General features: G+C 49.5%; 13 protein-coding genes and 2 pseudogenes. 3 read left to right on the forward strand and 12 right to left on the reverse strand.

The genetic code is table 11. The features are described from left to right. Positions 1 to 22: 22 nt before the first annotated feature. Both ACCC71_RS10035 and ACCC71_RS10040 read right to left on the reverse strand, forming a co-directional pair. Positions 23 to 3493, reverse strand: coding sequence for a DNA polymerase III subunit alpha (locus ACCC71_RS10035; RefSeq protein WP_434309492.1), 3471 nt, complete (start codon positions 3491 to 3493; stop codon positions 23 to 25). 18 nt (positions 3494 to 3511) lie between these two features. Further along, on the reverse strand, positions 3512 to 4588 hold the full coding sequence (locus tag ACCC71_RS10040; RefSeq protein ID WP_434309493.1) for a tartrate dehydrogenase: 1077 nt from the start codon (positions 4586 to 4588) through the stop codon (positions 3512 to 3514). 212 nt (positions 4589 to 4800) lie between these two features. Between ACCC71_RS10040 and ACCC71_RS10045 the strand changes: the two genes are divergently transcribed. From ACCC71_RS10045 to ACCC71_RS10055, 3 genes are all read left to right on the forward strand, one after another. After that, the gene (locus ACCC71_RS10045; protein ID WP_434309494.1) at positions 4801 to 5811 is read left to right on the forward strand and encodes a DUF4846 domain-containing protein; all 1011 of its coding nucleotides are present in this window, start codon (positions 4801 to 4803) and stop codon (positions 5809 to 5811) included. Between the two features lie 18 nt (positions 5812 to 5829). Next, complete coding sequence (locus ACCC71_RS10050; protein WP_434309495.1) at positions 5830 to 6324, forward strand: hypothetical protein; 495 nt, start codon at positions 5830 to 5832, stop codon at positions 6322 to 6324. A gap of 150 nt (positions 6325 to 6474) precedes the next feature. Beyond that, complete coding sequence (locus tag ACCC71_RS10055; RefSeq protein WP_434309496.1) at positions 6475 to 7959, forward strand: DUF1846 domain-containing protein; 1485 nt, start codon at positions 6475 to 6477, stop codon at positions 7957 to 7959. A gap of 91 nt (positions 7960 to 8050) precedes the next feature. Here the strand turns inward: ACCC71_RS10055 and ACCC71_RS10060 are convergent, their stop codons facing one another. From ACCC71_RS10060 to ACCC71_RS10105, 10 genes and pseudogenes are all read right to left on the reverse strand, one after another. After that, positions 8051 to 9385 carry an MATE family efflux transporter gene (locus ACCC71_RS10060; protein ID WP_434309497.1) on the reverse strand — a complete coding sequence of 445 codons (1335 nt, stop codon included), beginning with the start codon at positions 9383 to 9385 and terminating at the stop codon, positions 8051 to 8053. A gap of 186 nt (positions 9386 to 9571) precedes the next feature. After that, positions 9572 to 10537: an ABC transporter ATP-binding protein gene (locus ACCC71_RS10065; RefSeq protein WP_434309498.1), complete on the reverse strand. Its 966-nt coding sequence runs from the start codon at positions 10535 to 10537 to the stop codon at positions 9572 to 9574. Beyond that, positions 10530 to 10670, reverse strand: coding sequence for a hypothetical protein (locus ACCC71_RS10070; RefSeq protein WP_434311865.1), 141 nt, complete (start codon positions 10668 to 10670; stop codon positions 10530 to 10532). Before ACCC71_RS10070 ends, ACCC71_RS10065 begins: the two co-directional genes overlap by 8 nt. A 21-nt stretch (positions 10671 to 10691) precedes the next feature. Then, a pseudogene (locus ACCC71_RS10075) lies at positions 10692 to 10952 on the reverse strand (oligopeptide/dipeptide ABC transporter ATP-binding protein); the annotation flags it as partial. Positions 10953 to 11085: 133 nt separating this feature from the next. Next, positions 11086 to 11589: pseudogene (locus tag ACCC71_RS10080) on the reverse strand (ATP-binding cassette domain-containing protein); the annotation flags it as partial. Between the two features lies 1 nt (position 11590). Continuing rightward, entirely contained in the window at positions 11591 to 12493 is a 903-nt protein-coding gene (locus ACCC71_RS10085) for an ABC transporter permease (RefSeq protein WP_434309499.1), read from the reverse strand. Next, positions 12493 to 13506, reverse strand: coding sequence for an ABC transporter permease (locus ACCC71_RS10090; RefSeq protein ID WP_434309500.1), 1014 nt, complete (start codon positions 13504 to 13506; stop codon positions 12493 to 12495). Before ACCC71_RS10090 ends, ACCC71_RS10085 begins: the two co-directional genes overlap by 1 nt. A 30-nt stretch (positions 13507 to 13536) precedes the next feature. Continuing rightward, positions 13537 to 14769, reverse strand: coding sequence for a M20 family metallo-hydrolase (locus ACCC71_RS10095; RefSeq protein WP_434309501.1), 1233 nt, complete (start codon positions 14767 to 14769; stop codon positions 13537 to 13539). A gap of 21 nt (positions 14770 to 14790) precedes the next feature. Then, positions 14791 to 16215 carry a PucR family transcriptional regulator ligand-binding domain-containing protein gene (locus ACCC71_RS10100; protein ID WP_434309502.1) on the reverse strand — a complete coding sequence of 475 codons (1425 nt, stop codon included), beginning with the start codon at positions 16213 to 16215 and terminating at the stop codon, positions 14791 to 14793. A 204-nt stretch (positions 16216 to 16419) separates the two neighbouring features. Further along, positions 16420 to 17469: an aminopeptidase gene (locus ACCC71_RS10105; protein ID WP_434309503.1), complete on the reverse strand. Its 1050-nt coding sequence runs from the start codon at positions 17467 to 17469 to the stop codon at positions 16420 to 16422. Between the last annotated feature and the right edge of the window lie 34 nt (positions 17470 to 17503).

Raw genomic sequence — 17503 nt, forward strand, 5'->3', positions numbered from 1 at the left:
ATTTTACGTATAATCTATTATTTTACCGGATTTTCATAACTTCTTCAAGGCTTTTTTCTACCAGCTTCACATTTTCCCGGCCAAAGAAAGTCTCAATCCGATATAACTCTTCCTCAGTAAAAGGTTCCGGTGCGGACGGACGCGCCCGCTTTACTGTTCGCGTATCTTCCAAAAATACGGTAACGCCTTTGCCGCCCACCAGATTCAATAACCGTCCCCGGCCCTGACGAAACGCCTCCTCATCGGCAAATTTGACCCAAAGTTCGCTGGGCCACGGATCAAAGGGAATCACTCTTTCGCAGACCAGCTTTCCCTTTACCTCATCGCTCATGGAGACACGTCCGCGAATAAAAACGCGGGCCTCTGGGATCAACTGATCCCGGTTGCGCTCATAATCTTTGGGAAAAATGATCACTTCCAAAGACCCCGTCAAATCTTCCAAACTGATAAACGCCATGGTCTGATTGTTCCTTGTTGTCTTGAGCGTTTTTCCTGTAATCAGTCCGCCGATCACTTTGATCTGACCATCGTCGACCTGCGCTTTTCCGCTCTCTGGATCGATGACAAAATCCGCCGCCGAAGCGGTAATATTTCTTTTCCAACGCTCCGCTACATCCTCCAGCGGATGTCCGCTGATATACACGCCGAGTACCTCCTTTTCAAAAGCCAGAAGCTCTCCCTTTGTAAACTCCGGCACATCCGGCATCTGTACCTCAAATTCCTGCCGGTCCTCTTCCCCCATCAGGTCGAACAAAGAAAGCTGTCCGCTGATACTTTCCTTTTTTTCCCTGCTCTTTTGATCCATCAAGTCCGCATAAATCATCATTTTCTGCCTCCGATTTCCAGGAAGACAGTCAAGAGCCCCAGATTTGATAAAGCTTTCCATGGTTCTCTTATTCATCTCTTTATTGGTCAAACGGTCAATCAAGTCTTTCAGAGTGGTAAAAGGCCCCGCCAGGTCCCGCTCCGCCACAATCGTTTCAATGACGCTGCGGCCCAGACTTTTGATCGCGGAAAGACCATAGCGGATATGTTTGTCCGTTACAGAAAATTCCCACTCTCCCTCGTTGATATCCGGCGGCAGAATCCCGATTCCCATCTGGCGGCTGGTCTCAATATACTCCGATACCTTGTTTACATTGTCAATAACGGAAGTCATCAAAGCAGCCATGAATTCCACTGGATAATAATATTTTAAATAAGCGGTCTGATAGGCCACCACCGCATAAGCAGCAGCATGAGACTTATTGAAAGCATATTTTGCAAAGTCCGTCATCTCGTCAAAAATCTGATTGGCGATTTCTGCGGAAATCCCCCGCGCCACACAGCCGGGAACGCCCTCTTCCGGATTGCCATAGACGAAATTCTGGCGTTCCTTTTTCATGACCTCTTCTTTTTTCTTACTCATCGCCCGTCGCACTAGGTCGCTGCGGCCCAGGGTATATCCACCCAGATCACGCACGATCTGCATCACCTGCTCCTGATAGACGATACAGCCGTAAGTCGCTTTCAAGATAGGCTCCAACTCCGGGCAATGGTAGCGGATCGCTCTGGGATTGGACTTGCCCTTAATATAAAGAGGAATAAAATCCATCGGACCTGGCCGATACAGAGAAATTCCCGCAATCATATCTTCCAGGTTTTCCGGCTTGAGCTCCTTCATAAAGCTCTTCATACCGCCGCTTTCCAGCTGGAACACGCCCTCGTTTTTCCCGGTACAGATCGCGGCAAATACCTTTTTATCATCATAGTCGATACGGTCTACATCCAAATGAAACCCTCTGCTTTTTTCCAACAGGCGAACCGCATTCTGAATGACCGTCAGCGTCCGCAGTCCCAGAAAGTCCATCTTTAAAAGACCCAATTCCTCTAAAGTCGTCATCGTAAACTGCGTCGTCAACTGGCCGTCCGAAGCGCGGGATAGAGGAACATATTCCACCGCTGGTTCCTGACAGATCACTACTCCCGCCGCGTGCATGGAGGTATGTCTCGGCAATCCCTCCAAGCGAAGGGACATGTCGATCAGCTTGTGAACCCGTTCATCCTCCTGGTAAAGCTTTCGCAAATCCGAACTTTTCTTCAAAGCCTGCTCAATCGTAATATTGAGTTCCTGGGGCACCATCTTTGCCACCTGATCGCAAAGGGCGTAGGGAAGATCCATCACCCTGCCCACATCCCGAATTACGCCGCGGGCCGCCATGGTACCAAAGGTTACGATCTGAACCACCCGGTCTTTTCCATACTTCTCAATTACGTAGTCGATTACTTCCTGCCGCCGTTCAAAGCAGAAATCCACGTCGATATCCGGCATACTCACCCGCTCCGGATTCAAAAAACGCTCAAACAGAAGATTGTATCGGATCGGATCAATATTCGTGATCTCAAGGCAGTAAGAAACGATACTGCCAGCTGCAGAACCTCGCCCCGGTCCAACGGCAATGCCATGTTCCCTGGCAAAATGGATGAAATCCCAGACAATCAGGAAGTAATCCACATACCCCATCTTCTGAATGACGCCCAGTTCATAATCCAAACGTTCCTTTAGCTCTCCCGTATCATTGGGATAACGCTTCATCAGGCCATCCAAACAAAGCTTATTCAAATATTCCCAGGAATCATAGCCTTCCGGCACTTCATACTTTGGCAGTTTCGTCACGCCAAACTCGATTTCCACATTACACCGCTCGGCAATCCGATGGGTATTCTCGATAGCCTGGGCCGCATAAGGAAACAGAGCCCGCATCTCTTCCTCGGATTTGCAGTAATACTGTCCTCCTTCGTAGCGCATCCGGTTCTCGTCGCTGACCTTTTTCCCCGTCTGGATACAAAGCAAAATATCGTGGGGCTCCACATCCTCCGCATAGATATAGTGGACGTCGTTGGTAGCCACCAAAGGGATCTGAAGCTCCTCGCTCATCCGCAGCAGCCCCGCGTTTACGGTCTGCTGGGATGGGATTCCATGGTCTTGAAGCTCCAAAAAGTAATTTCCTTTTCCAAAGATCTTTTCATGGCGTTTTGCCGCTGCTACGGCCTCCTCATAAAACCCCTTTTCCAGATTTCTGGCCACTTCTCCAGCCAAACAGGCGCTGAGCGCAATCAAACCTTCATGGTACTGCTCCAAAATTTCCATATCCACCCGCGGCCGGTAATAATAACCGTCGACAAACCCCATGGAAACCAGCTTCATCAAATTGCTGTATCCCTTCTTGTTCTCCGCCAGCAGCACCAAATGATAATATTTCTCCTCATTGTCACCGACCTCCCGATCCAAACGGGAGCCAGGAGCCACATACACTTCACAGCCTAAAATCGGCTTAATCCCCGCCGCCTTCGCCGCCTTGTAAAAATCAATCACGCCGTACATCACGCCGTGATCGGTAATCGCCATACTGTCCATGCCAAGATCCTTCGCACGGCCCACCAACTCCTTGATTTTACAAGAACCATCCAGCAAACTATATTCCGTATGTACATGCAGATGGGTAAACGCCATATTTCTCCCCCTCGTAAATCATCCCAAAATGCGTGCTTCTAATTTTTCCTTTACCGCGTCGCCGACTTCCCGTGTGGTAGCCGTGCCGCCCAGTTCCGGGGAAAGGGTCGTTCCCTCGATCAAAACGTCCTCGATGGCTTCGATCAAAAGCTTTCCATAATTTTCATACCCAAAGAAATCCAACATCTGGCTGGCGGACCAAATCGTCGCCATAGGATTGGCTTTTCCCGTACCCGCAATATCCGGGGCCGATCCGTGAATCGGCTCAAACATGGACGGGAACGTGCGCTCCGGGTTTAAATTGGCTCCCGCCGCAAGGCCCATGCCTCCGGCAATGGCAGCGCCCAGATCCGTCAAAATATCGCCGAAAAGGTTCGACGTCACAACCACCTGGAACCGTCCGGGATCACGGACGAAATGGCAGGCGGCGGCATCCACCAGATATTCATGGGTCTCCACCTCCGGATATTCCTGGCTGATCTCATGAAAGATCTGATCCCAGAATACCATCGAATAGTTCAAAGCATTGGCTTTACTGATGCTGGTCACAGAACGTCCGTCTTTTTTCGCCAGTTCAAAGGCATAGCGCATGATCCGCTCGCAGCCTTTTCTCGTAAATACACCGGTCTGGCACACAGTCTCTTCTGGCGTTCCTTTATGAACCCAGGATCCTTCGCCCGCATACTCACCTTCGCTGTTTTCCCGAATCACCACCATATCGATCTCTTCCCGCTTGATTCCGGCCAGAGGACAAGGGGCGCCCTTTAACAGCTTCACAGGACGAACATTCACATACTCGTCAAAGCCCTTGCGAATCACCAGAAGCAGATCCCGCAGCGATATATGATCCGGCACGCCGGGATATCCGACCGCACCCAGATAAATAGCGTCAAAGTGCTGCAAAAGTTCCAGGCCATTTTCGGGCATCATACGCCCTTCCTTCAGATAATATTCACAGCCCCAGGGAAAGTAAGTAAATTCCAGGGAAAATCCTCCATCCAACTTGGCGACGGTTTTTAATATCTTGATTCCCTCCGCCAATACTTCCGGGCCAATGCCGTCGCCAGCAATCACTGCAATCTTATAATCTTTCATTTTCCGCTCCTCCCTCGGAATTCTTTCCATTCTTCCTGCGGCAAAAATTCCGCACAGTGCCATTTTATTACGTTTCCGGCAGAAAAGCAACACTTTTCCAGCCTGGCCTCTGGCTTTCCTTTTCCTATTTTCATTCCAATCAAGACGTGCTATACTGGTTTTAAATACTCATACCTTCAATTAACAAAGGCTCTTAGAAACGGAGAATCTTTATGAAGCGAATTCGATTTGCCGCCGCGAAAACCGTCCGGAATGATACACGAAAGAACCTCAAAATATATCTCCTTCTTTTGTCTGTCCTTCTCCTTCTTTCTGGATGCAAAAAAACAGCGATAGACGCCAGTGAGAACGCACCGTCTGCGGAGAGTACAGCCGCTGAAGAAAGCCGGACCATTCCTGCTCCGCAGGACAGCCTGCCCGCTGTATCAGCCGCTCCTAAGGAGGAAAAAAACGCCTCCCTCATGATTCCAGAAGGCGCCACTCTTCAAACGCGCATTCTCCCACCGGAAGGTTTTTCCCGGATTCCGGCAGAGCCTGGTTCCTTTGGAGACTTTGTTCGAAATTATCCTCTGCTTGCGGACGGCTCCCCGGTGCTGCTCTACGACGGAACGGAAAAATCCAACCAAAGCGCAAAAGCCGCCGTCTTTGATATGGACGTTATCTCCTCGGCAGATCTTCAACAGTGCGCAGATTCTGTGATGCGCATCTACGCCGAATATTTCCGTCAAACGGATCAACCGGAGCGAATCCGCTTCCACTTTGTGGACGGCTTTCTCTTCGACTATCCCACTTACCGGGACGGCGGCCGAATCAAAATGAAAAATGACAAAGCCAGCTGGAAATACACCGCTGGTTACGACGATTCCGACGAGACCTTTGAAAACTATCTGTACTTGCTGTTCGCCTATTCCAGCACGCTTTCCATGGATGAGGAATCGCAGCCTATCGAGCCTTCGGAGATTCAGATTGGAGATCTCTTTCTCAAAGGGGGAAGCCCCGGCCATGTGATGATGGTGGCGGATGTCTGTGAAGATGAAAACGGTCATAAAGCATTTCTTTTGGCCCAGGGATATATGCCCGCTCAACAGTTTCACATTGTAAAAAATCCATCCTCCGAAGAAAATCCCTGGTATGACGCGGAGCAGATCACCTATCCATTTCGCACGCCGGAATATACCTTTCCGGAAGGAAGCTTGAAGCGGCCGGGTTATTTAGAATTCTAGTTGAAAAGGAGAACTTTTATGAAACGATATCGCGGATGGGTTATTCTACTTATTTTTATTGCTCTTTGCGCCAGCGGCGTATGGCTGACCTTACAGGTCACGGCAGAGTACCCGACGCTTGGTGAACCGGTTTCTTATCCGGTTAATCAGATTGACGGTTTTGAACTGACGATAGAAAAGCCTTCCTGGTCTCCCTTTAAAGGCTATACCATTCGCTGGGCCGTTACGGCGGATTCCAAAGAAGTCTATTCCCTTAAAACCGATTTTGAGTACCTGGAGCGCTGCATAGACGGACAGTGGTATCGTTTGGAGTATTTGCAAGATAATTTCCCCTTTAACAACCTGGAGTTTGCACTAGGCGGAGAGGAAAGCTCTGGTTTAGAAGGCAGCATCGTTCAAAAATATGCTTATTATGGTACCCGCTTGGAAACTGGGCTCTACCGTGTGATATTAGAAATGGAATCAAAAGACGGAACGCCTCATTATTTGGCGGCGGAATTTGATGTGAAATAAACAAGATAAAAAATTTTGAAAACAGCTCTTTCACCCTTGACGAATCCTTCCGTTTCTCCTATGATATCAATAAGGAGAACCACTTTGTGCTTTCAGAAACGCTCCGCTACGGACATTTTTGAAAGCTTTTGTGTTGGAGAGGACAAACAGATGAAGCAAATCGGATTTGACAATGAAAAATACCTAAAGACCCAATCCAAACTGATTCGTGAACGAATCGAAACGTTCGGAGGAAAACTGTACCTGGAATTCGGAGGCAAGTTGTTTGACGATTACCACGCGTCACGGGTACTGCCCGGCTTTGAACCCGATAGTAAAATCCGAATGCTGCTTCAGTTAAAAGATCAAGCGGAAATCGTGATCGTCATCAATTCCGGCGATATCGAAAAAAATAAAGTCCGGGGAGATCTTGGTATCACCTACGATTTGGATGTACTGCGGCTCATCGACGCATTCCGCGGCAACGGCCTTTATGTGGGAAGCGTCGTCCTGACCCGCTATGCAGGACAGGCTGCCGCCGGCGCATTCCAGACGAAACTGGAATCTCTTGGGGTCCGCGTCTACCGTCACTATCCAATCGAAGGCTACCCTTCCGATATTCAAAAAATCGTCAGCGACGAAGGCTACGGAAAAAATGACTACATCGAAACCAGCCGTTCTCTGGTCGTCATCACCGCTCCCGGTCCCGGCAGCGGAAAGATGGCCACCTGCCTCTCCCAGCTTTATCACGAGCACAAAAGGGGGATCAAAGCCGGCTATGCAAAATTTGAAACCTTCCCGGTCTGGAATCTGCCTTTAAAACACCCGGTCAACTTGGCTTACGAAGCAGCCACCGCCGACCTTAACGATGTCAATATGTTAGACCCATTCCACTTGGAAGCTTATCAGGAAACTGCCGTAAATTATAACCGGGACGTGGAGATTTTCCCGGTTCTAAACGCCATGTTCACGCGGATTTACGGTTCCTCTCCCTATAAATCCCCGACCGATATGGGCGTCAATGTGGCCGGAAGCTGTATCTTTGACGACGCCGTCGTGCAGCAGGCCGCCAAGGATGAAATCATCCGGCGCTATTATGAAGCGCTCTGTGAAAAGCGGATGGGGACAGGATCCGACGAGGCCGTCTATAAAATCGAGCTGCTAAAGCAGCAGGCCGGCGTTACCGATACAGACCGTCCCGTCATCGGCGCGGCCCTCGCCAAAGAGGAACAAACCGGCGCGCCTGCTATGGCTCTGGAACTTCCAGACGGAACGATCGTGACAGGAAAAACATCCTCCCTGCTGGGTCCGGCTTCGGCCATGCTCCTCAATGCGCTGAAAAAACTGGGAAATATCGACGACGAGGCGCTCTTGATGTCCCCGGAAGTTATCGAGCCTATCCAGAATTTAAAAATCCACCATTTGGGAAATCACAATCCCCGCCTACATACCGACGAGGTATTGATCGCTCTTTCCATCTGCGCCGCCTCGGATTCCCAGGCAAAAAAAGCAATCGAACAGTTGCAGAACCTGCGGGACTGCGAGGCCCATTCCACCGTAATTCTGTCCCAGGTGGACAAAAATACCCTTCGCAAATTAGGCATTCGGCTGACCTGCGAAGCAAAGCATCAGACCAAAAAGCTGTATCATAAATAAAATACAAAAACTGCCTGCACCCTTTAAACTGAGAGGGTTCCGGCAGTTTTTCTTTTTGTCCATACAAACTGAATTTTGTCAAATTTTTTTCTCAGGTAATCCGGTAATTTTTCCATTTTCCGCTTCGATACCGGAATACCACCAGCAGGCAAGCTGAAATCCACGCCGGCGGCATACTGACGTAAACGCAGCGGAACCCTACGGCTGTCCCAGCCAACAAATAGGATAAAGCTAGACGAACGCCCAGATTGACAAAACCGGAGACCGCCGGTATCTTCACATCTCCAGCCCCCTGCAAAAAGCCGCAGGTAATATTCATGATCGTATTGGACCAGATAAAAATCATCAGAAGATCCAGATGCTCTTTTCCACGGCGCATGGATTCCCCCGCGATATGAAACATCCCCAGCAGCGTGCTATCCAGGAAAAGAACAAGAACTGCTATGGATATGCTGATCAGCGCCCCCATCCGTACCGTAGAACGATATCCCTTTTTGGCCCGTTCCAGTTTCCTTGCTCCGATATTTTGCCCCACAAAACTGGAAACCGCTACGTGAAAACTGTTGGAAGGGATATGCGCCAGCTGCTCGATCCGCTGCATCGCCGCATAGCCTTCGATACTCGGGGTACCAAAGGAATTGACCAGCCGCTGAAGGACAATAAAGCCAAGGGCGCTCACCATCGACTGGGAAATGATCGGTGCGCTTAGACGAGTTAGAAGCCCTGCCCGTTGCTTCCACGCGTAAAGATACCGCCGCGAGGGAACCAGATCCGGATACAATCTCCAGAGATAAATCATACTGGCAACCGCAGAGCCCGCCTGGGCAATCACCGTAGCAATGGCGGCGCCTGCCACGCCCCAGTGAAAGGTAATCACAAACAGGCAGTCCAACGCTACATTGAGAATGGAAGAAATCAATAAAAAAATCAAAGCCCCCTTGGAATCACCATGGGCCCGCAAAACCCCATAAGTCACATTATAAAGGAGCTGAAAAATAATTCCGGCGCTGTAGATCCGATAGTAAGTCACGCTGTCGCCGCGCATTTCCTCCGGCGTCTGAAGAAAACCCCAGACTAAAGGCTTGGCAATCAAAAAGCAAATCAAAGTAATCAGCAGGCTCAGGAAAAATGCCATCAAGAAGGCTGCTGCAATGACTTCTTTGATCTCCTTTTCTTTTTTTGCCCCAAAATACTGGGATACCGCAATGCTGGTCCCAGAGCCAAGTCCCGTGCAAACCGTCACCAGAAGCCAAGTCATGGCGCTGGTCAAACCAATGGCTCCCATGGCCGCAGCGCTGACAAAGTTCGCCACAATCATACTGTCCACCAGATTATAGAGCACCTGCAATAGACTAGCTCCCATCATCGGCAGGGAGAAGGCAACGATCGTCTTCCACTCCCGCCCGACTGTCATATCTGTTTTCATCCAAATCTCCCCTTCGTATCATCCACGCTTTCCACCTGCGCCTCCCCATTATAGCACAGGAAGAGGCCGTTGCAGAAGACCTTTTCGCAACAACCCTTCTCTCACCTTTTTGATACTCTCTCCTAATAAAATACCGCCTCTGAAACCAGAGACGGTATTTTTAAACTTTTCCTTTTCAATTTATTTTTATGTCTCGTCAAAGAGATGACACCGTACAAAGTGCCCCGGCTCCACTTCCCTCATCACCGGATCTTCCTTCATACAGATCTCCTTCTTGCACGAACACCTCGTATGGAAGCTGCATCCGCTCGGCAGATTCACCGGCGACGGGATCTCTCCCTCGCACTTGATCTTCTTCGGCTTCATCGCCTCTTCCTCCGGCGTGATCACAGGGATCGCCGATAACAGCATCTGCGTGTACGGGTGCAGCGGCTTCTCATAAAATACCTTCGTCGGCGCTATCTCGCATATCTTCCCTAAGTACATGATCGCTATCTTCGTCGATACGTTCCTCATCACTCCCATGTCATGCGTGATGAACATATATGTCAGCTTCCTCTCATCATGAAGCTTCATCAGCATGTTCAGGATCTTCGCCTGGATCGATACGTCCAGCGACGACGTCGGCTCATCCAGGATGATAAACTTCGGGTCGCTGCACAGCGCTCTCGCGATCGATACCAGCTGCCTCTCTCCTCCTCCGATTGAGTTCGGCGACTTATACATAAACTCCGGCGGCAGCTCTACCATCTCCAGGATCTCTAAGATCTTGTCTTCTATCTCATTCTTCGGCACGATGTTGTGCACCTTCAGCGGCAGGCTTAAGATCTGCTTTACATCCTGATAGGGGTTTAACGATGAGCCCGGGTCCTGGAATACGATCTGTGCGTTCCTGCGGAACTCCTTGCTTCTTCCTTTCGTCTTCTTCGTGATCGTCTCTCCGTTGAAGATCAGCTCTCCGTCCGTCTGCTGGTACATTCCCATTACCGTGTATGCAATCGTGCTCTTCCCGGATCCGGACTCTCCCACAAGGCCCATCACTTCTCCTTCCGAGATCGTAAAGTTCACTCCGTCTACCGCTCTTACATACCGGTCTTTTCCTACCGCAAAGTACTGCTTCAGGTCTTTTGCCACCAGGATCTCTTTACTCATCCCCTTCACCCCCTTCCTTTCTCTCTTCCTCTGCCTTTCCTTCCTGCTCTTCCGGCCTCTTTCCGCTTCCTTCCGCTGCCTTCTCTCCATATCGGAAGCACGCTACCTCATGCTCCGGCGACACCTCTACCATTCCTGGTCTCTCTTCTCGGCAGATATCCATCGCATGCGGGCATCTTGGACAGAATCGGCATCCTTTCGGCGGGTTCACATAGTCCGGCACATATCCGTAGATTCCTGCCGACAGCCCTCCTCCCGATAACCTCGGCGCGCAGCTTAACAATCCCTGCGTATACGGATGGCACGCATTGTCGAACAGATCCTGCGTCCGGCATGTCTCGATGATGTTTCCTCCGTACATGATATAGATTCGGTCTACCAGCTGTCTCGCTACTCCTAACGAGTGCGTGATCATGATCAGCGATCTTTTCTTCTACCAGCTCGTGCAGCATCGATAGGATCTGGTCCTGGATCGTTACGTCCAGCGCTGTCGTCGGTTCATCTGCGATTAAAAGGTCCTTCGTCGTCACCATCGCCGATGCGATACAGATTCTCTGTCTCATTCCACCTGACAGCTGGTGCGGGTAGCTTCCAAGGATTCTCTCCGGATCCGACAGCATTACGTTTGTGATCGCTTCTTTCGCTACTTCTTCTAACTTCTTTTTGTCTGCGCCTGGATACTGCCCCGAATACTTGATGATATCCGTCAGCTGCTTTCCTACCGTAAACACCGGGTTTAACGCCGACATCGGCGACTGCGAGATCATCGATACTCCTTTTCTCCTCAGCTCCAGGATCTCATCTTTACTCATCGTCAGCGTGTCTTTTCCGTGGAACAGGATCTTTCCGTTTGGCACATGGATCAGGTCTTTCGCCAGTACTCCCATGATCGTTTTCATCGTGGTCGTCTTCCCGCATCCCGATTCTCCTACCAGTCCCACTTTTTCCGCCTGGTTTACGTGCAGGTTGATGTGGTCCACTACCTGCGAATACCCTCGGTATGTCTTATACCAGATGGAGAGGTCTTCGATGCTCAGTACTCTTTCCGCCATCTTAGTGCCCTCCTTTATCAAACATGTCACGGATTCCGTCTCCTAAGAAGTTGAATCCCAGGATTACAAACGCTACTCCCGCTGCCGGGAAGATCGTCATCCACCATACGTCCGGCATCAGCGACGCTCCGTCTGAGATCATCTGCCCAAACGCCGGCGTCGGCGGCTGCTCTCCTAATCCTACGAAGCTTAACGACGCTCCCATCAGGATTACCCACCCTACGTCTAACGCCATCTTCGTGAAGATCGGCGACAGGCAGTTCGGCAGGATCTCTTTAAACAGGATGTGCGCTTTCGACGCTCCTATCATCTCCGCGTTCTTCACAAAGTATTCCTCTGAGATCGACGACGCGTTTCCATACACCAGTCTCGTATACCACGGCCACCACATGATCGTTACCGCAAGCATCGAGTTCATCATGTTCGGCTTTAGGATCGATGCGATACAAAGCGCAAGGATCAGCGACGGCACCGATAAGAAGATATCCGATATCCGCATGATCACCGCGTCGATCTTCGTTCCATGGTAATATCCTGCGATCAGTCCCAAAATCGTTCCCACCGGCACCGAGATCGCTAACACCACCACGCTCATGATCAGCGCTCCTCGGAATCCGTACAGCACTCTCGAGAATACGTCTCTTCCCATCTGGTCCGTTCCGAAGAAATGCTCCATACTCGGCGCCAGGCTTGCGTTCGCATAGTCCACAAAGCTTCCTATGCTTTCCGGGTACGGCGCTATCACCTCCGCAAATACCGCGAAGAAGATCGATACCAGCACCAGGATCAATCCGAATACCGACAGCTTGTTTCTTGTGAATTTATATCGATAGATCTTTAAGTTCTCTTTCGTCGAGGGAGACAGCAGGCCCTTCTTCTTTTTCGTTTCTGAAGTCTTTTCCACTATTTGCCTCCTATTCTCATGCGGGGATCCAGGGCCGCTATGATCAGGTCTACCGCCAGATTTACGATAAAGAAGAGCACCCCTATGATCAACACTACCGCACAGATTGCGTTTAAGTCTTTGTTTAACATCGCGTTGATTCCGTATCTCGAAATCCCCGGCCAGTTAAAGATCTTTTCTACCAGAAACGCATTTCCAAGCAGCGACGCAAAGTCCATTCCGATTACCGTTACTGCCGACGTCGCCGACGGACGCAGCAGATATTTCTTGGTCAATACCCCTCCCGGCAGTCCATGGCCCGTGGATACCGCCATGTATTCTCTCGTCGAGTTGTCTACCATCGACGAACGCAGCACACGCGCATCCTGTACGATCGGCCCGATCGCAAGCGACAGCGCCGGCAGCAGCAGATGCAGAAAGGCATCCCATGCCACGGAAAACTGGCCTGTCAGCAGACCGTCCAACACAAAGAGTCCTGTGATATGCGTCGGCGGCGCCATACTGCTGCTTAAGCGCCCTAACACCGGGATCACCGGCACCACATATCCGAACAAGAGCAGCAGCAGCACTCCCACTACGAATGCGGGAAGCGCCACGCCTATGTAGGAAAATATCCGGATGATTCCATCGATCCAGGTATTCTTGTGCTTTGCCGCAAGGATTCCCAATATAAAAGAGCCTCCCACGATGAAAACGCCAGTCAATAAGATCAATTCCAACGTAGCGGGGAAAAACTGAACGACATCATCCACTACGGCGCGCTTGGTGATAAAGGAGTTTCCAAAGTCCCCCTGGACTACACGGCCCAGCCACTTCACGTACTGTACCGGCAGCGGGTCATAAAGGTTCATCTCCTGGCGCAGCGTCTCTTTCGCTGCCTCCGACGCACGGCTTCCCAGGGCGATGGTCGCTACGTCTCCGGGCACGACCCGGGCAATGGTAAAAATTAGAATCGATGTCCCTAACAAAACAAAAATTCCTAATAGCAATCGTTTTATGATATATTTGCACATTCAGGCTATATCCTCCGTCATTAGCTAAGGTCAGCAGTATTTTAAGATCGTAGAGATATAGACTTTGGTATCCTTCACCAGGTTTTCCACCACGACATATTCATTAGGCTGATGCGCCAATTCATCCAGTGTCGACCACACGGCCGCTGGAATATGGTGCGCCCGCAAAATTGCACCGCAGGTACCTCCGCCGATTCCACCGTAATAAGCGTCAACGCCACTTTCACGGATCGAGGCAACCAGACGAGTTACGATGTCGGAATCTGACGGAGTCGGGTCTGGAGCATCCACACGGGTAATAAATTCCACCTGAATCTGAATTCCTTCCCGCTCCTTTTCATATTTCTCGATAACTGCATGAATCCGATCCATAACCTGATCGACGGTATAGCAAGGAAGAATCCGCAGATCCATAACAAAAATATCTTTTCCCGGCAGCACATTGGGGCTATCTACATTGGCAAATTTCTGAGTCAGCTCAAAGGTAGAATAAGGCGGGTTAAAGAGCGGATCTTCTTCCGCGAATTCCCGCTTCAGCATATCTTCGATTTCTACGCCCAGGTGCATCGCGGCCGAAGTGGCATTGACGCCCAACTGTGGCATCGAAGCATGCGCCTGTTTCCCCGTAACAGTAAACTTCAACCAAACCTGTGATTTTTCAGCGATTTCCACAAAAGAACCGTCCGCACTTCCGGCATCCGGTACAATGGCCTCATCCTTGGGAGAAAAAACTCCATGGTCCAAGAGAGCATGAAGGCCGTAAGCGCTACCGGTTTCCTCATCGCTGGCAAAGATAAAGCCCAGATTACATTTTGCCTGAATTTTATTTTCTACTACAAGCCGGCAGGTATGTAACGCGGTAATGACTGCCTGACTATTGTCCTCCACGCCAAGTCCATAAATTCGTCCACCGATCCGCTCCGGTGAAAAAGGATCGGTATTCCAATTTTCCAAGTCCCCGGAATTTACCGTATCCACATGCCCGATCAGCCAAAGAGTTCTTTCCGTATCCTCCGTTCCCGGCAGCTTCACGGTCAAATTCAACCGAACTCCTTCCGGAGCGGCCTCGTCCGGAACGCTGATCACGTCATAAGGGATTCCATATTTCTCCAAATATGCCTGAATCCACTGCATTCTAGCATATTCCCCTTTTCCATTCATCCGGGGATTCACTGCAGGAATCCGGCTCATCTCCATCAGATCTGCAGCCATCTCTTCCTGGCGTGCTTCCACCATTGCATGCAGTTCTTGTTTTTGACTCATACACTCTCCTCCTGGATCTTTCTATTTTTCAATTGTCATAAATTCCAGCTGCATCAACAGTTCGATATAGGAAAGATCTCCCAGCACATCTTCTTCTCGATATCCAAATCGGGTTAACATTTTTTTCAGCCGGTATTTCACGGAATTTGGATGAATTCCTTGAATATTTCCTACATCGACAATGTTTCGTAGTAAAATGTACATGCGCAGCGTCTCCAGAAAGCTCCTATCTTCTTCCTGAAGGGAACGCATTCCCGTCTCTCCAAACAGTTGCCGTCGGTATTCCAAAGGCGCATAAGATAAAAGGTAGAGAAGCGGAAGCTCATCCACCGAATACATTCCTTCCAGATAAGCCAACGTGCTGACCATATATTTGATGGATTCCAGTTTACTGATCAAATTTCTCTTTTCCATACTGACTTGGGAAAAGACAAAAAGCTCTGGTTTGATTTTATCCATCATTTCTCGATAAACGGGATACACCTCGCAGGTTTTATGAACTTCGTCGGGAATCAGTATAATACAATAATTCAAATAGTCGTTTCTTTCATATATAATATAGGGACCTCCCAACTCCCGTTCAATATCCCGAAAATCCTTTTTCTTCATCAACACGCAATACATAGGCTTATCCCCCAGGTCGCCAGTAAAGTGTTTTCCACGAATACTATATGGATTCGTACAATACCGGTCCAGCGTCTTCGCCATTGCCGGAGCAATTTTATAGAATAGCTGAAAAGCCGAACTGTCCAAAAGCCGGCTAACCGTATAGGCGATAACCAACGCCTTCTTTCCAAAATGCACGACTATGGAATGAGTATCGTCAATACGAATTGTAATTGGAGAAGCAAAAGATCGCACATTTTCTTGACATACAGACTGAACCTTTGCCATGATCATCGCCACGGTCACGTCTGGCAAATCACCGCTATAAACGGTATCTGTACTGACAATCAGAGGCACTTGCAACAAACCGCTTACTTTCCGACGGAAATTCTCGATATTCTCGTCTTCCTGGAATTCCGTGAAAATATTCAAGACATCCGGCAGCTGCTGATTTGTCCCGCTCGAAAAAAGATTGTGTGCTAAAAGCCCATATTCTGAAATAATATTTCCCCATCCAGTACCTTCCGGAATATAGACAATTGGAAACTCATACCGGTTTCCCAGCTCCAAAATTTCCTCGTCAATCACGCCTCCCAGATTTGGCGCAGGCATGATTCCCAATCCTGCGCAGCGGCACTCTATCATTTCCCGAACCATCTGTATCCGGTTTTCTTTATCGTTTCGCATGCTCCAAAAGGTTGTCAGAAAGAAACTCCCCGGAACAAGGAAATCACGAATCGCCGGGTAAGGCTCTTCGGTTACCTCAATCTTTTTAATATTATTAAAAATACCACCATGCCCCGCCGTAATACAACTCTGTCCTAAAGACGGCAACTTCAAAAAATCATTTACTTCCAAGCGTTACACCTTTCTCTCACAGTTTTCTACTCCAAGGTTCCCACATTTTAAGAAAAAATTTTCTCTGCGAGATTCTCGCGCTTTCCTATCATAAAAATCAGGGGAAGGATTCGTATCCCCAGGTTTCCTTCTGGAAAAACAAGCTCCTTCCCCCCATCGGTCTATAATGATGTATTACCTAATGTATTACTTGCCCAGATCTCTTGCATACTGTACGATTTCCGGCGTAGGTCCTACTACAACGCCCTTATCCAGAACCTGTACGCCATCGATCCATACGCTGCAGTTCAAGCAGATACCATCCGAATGGCAGGCGCCAGGGATTCCCTGCTCGCCAATATCGGATACCAAGCAGCCGCCTACATTACCGAAGCCCCACTCGGTGCAGCCCCAAACACGCTCGTCTTCCACGATATCGCCGGAAAGTTTTGCGTTAGGTCCAAAGCCGTAAGCCAGATGCGCTACACGGAACATCTGCGGATCATTGAAGGAACGAAGCCACTCTTCAAACGCCTGAGCATCCGGTCCACCTTCGATCTTCACGATCTCGCCTTTTTCGATCGTGAATTTTACCGGGCTCTTTACTGCGCCAAGAGGCGGAGACAGGGTTCCATCTACGATAATGGTGCCATTGATCGTCTCGAATCTCGGAGCCCAAGCAATCTGTCCAGGGAACATCTTGATTTCGTTTTTGCCTACAAAGCCATCTGCTACCAGATACTCTCTTCCAGGCTCGTTATCAAATTCGATATCCATGCCGTTAGGAGCGGTCACGCGCATATGTTTGCCGTTTTTGGTGTACTCGGTCATCGCCATGATGAACTTATTCAGCATGATGTTGTCAACCTTGCCGATGTTACGAACCAACAGCTCCGGATGCACGCCATTCTGATTCATGTAACGAGGACGGTTGTTCGGATCTTCAATAACCTTGTCGTATACGGTGGAGTAGAAAATCAACTTCGTGTTGTACTCAATCCACGCGTCGCAGGATTTAATTCCGTTGATCAGAGCTTCCATCGGCATATCCTTATCGCCTGCTTTTCCGCCTGCCGGAGCAGCAATTTTAAGAACCAAAGGTTTTGCTCCCAGGATAACGGCTGCCTGCGCGGTTGCCTCTACGATTTCCATACTGGATTCCGTATCGCAGGTGATAGCGATAGACTCGCCGGGTTGCAGGTGGAACATGTCACGCAGCAACTTTAGACAAGCATTGGGTAACTCGTATTCGTACATATATGTACCTCCTTTAAAAATATGTTCTCCATCC

This window comes from Hominifimenecus sp. rT4P-3 (assembly GCF_051055405.1).
Taxonomy (GTDB): domain Bacteria; phylum Bacillota; class Clostridia; order Lachnospirales; family Lachnospiraceae; genus Pseudolachnospira.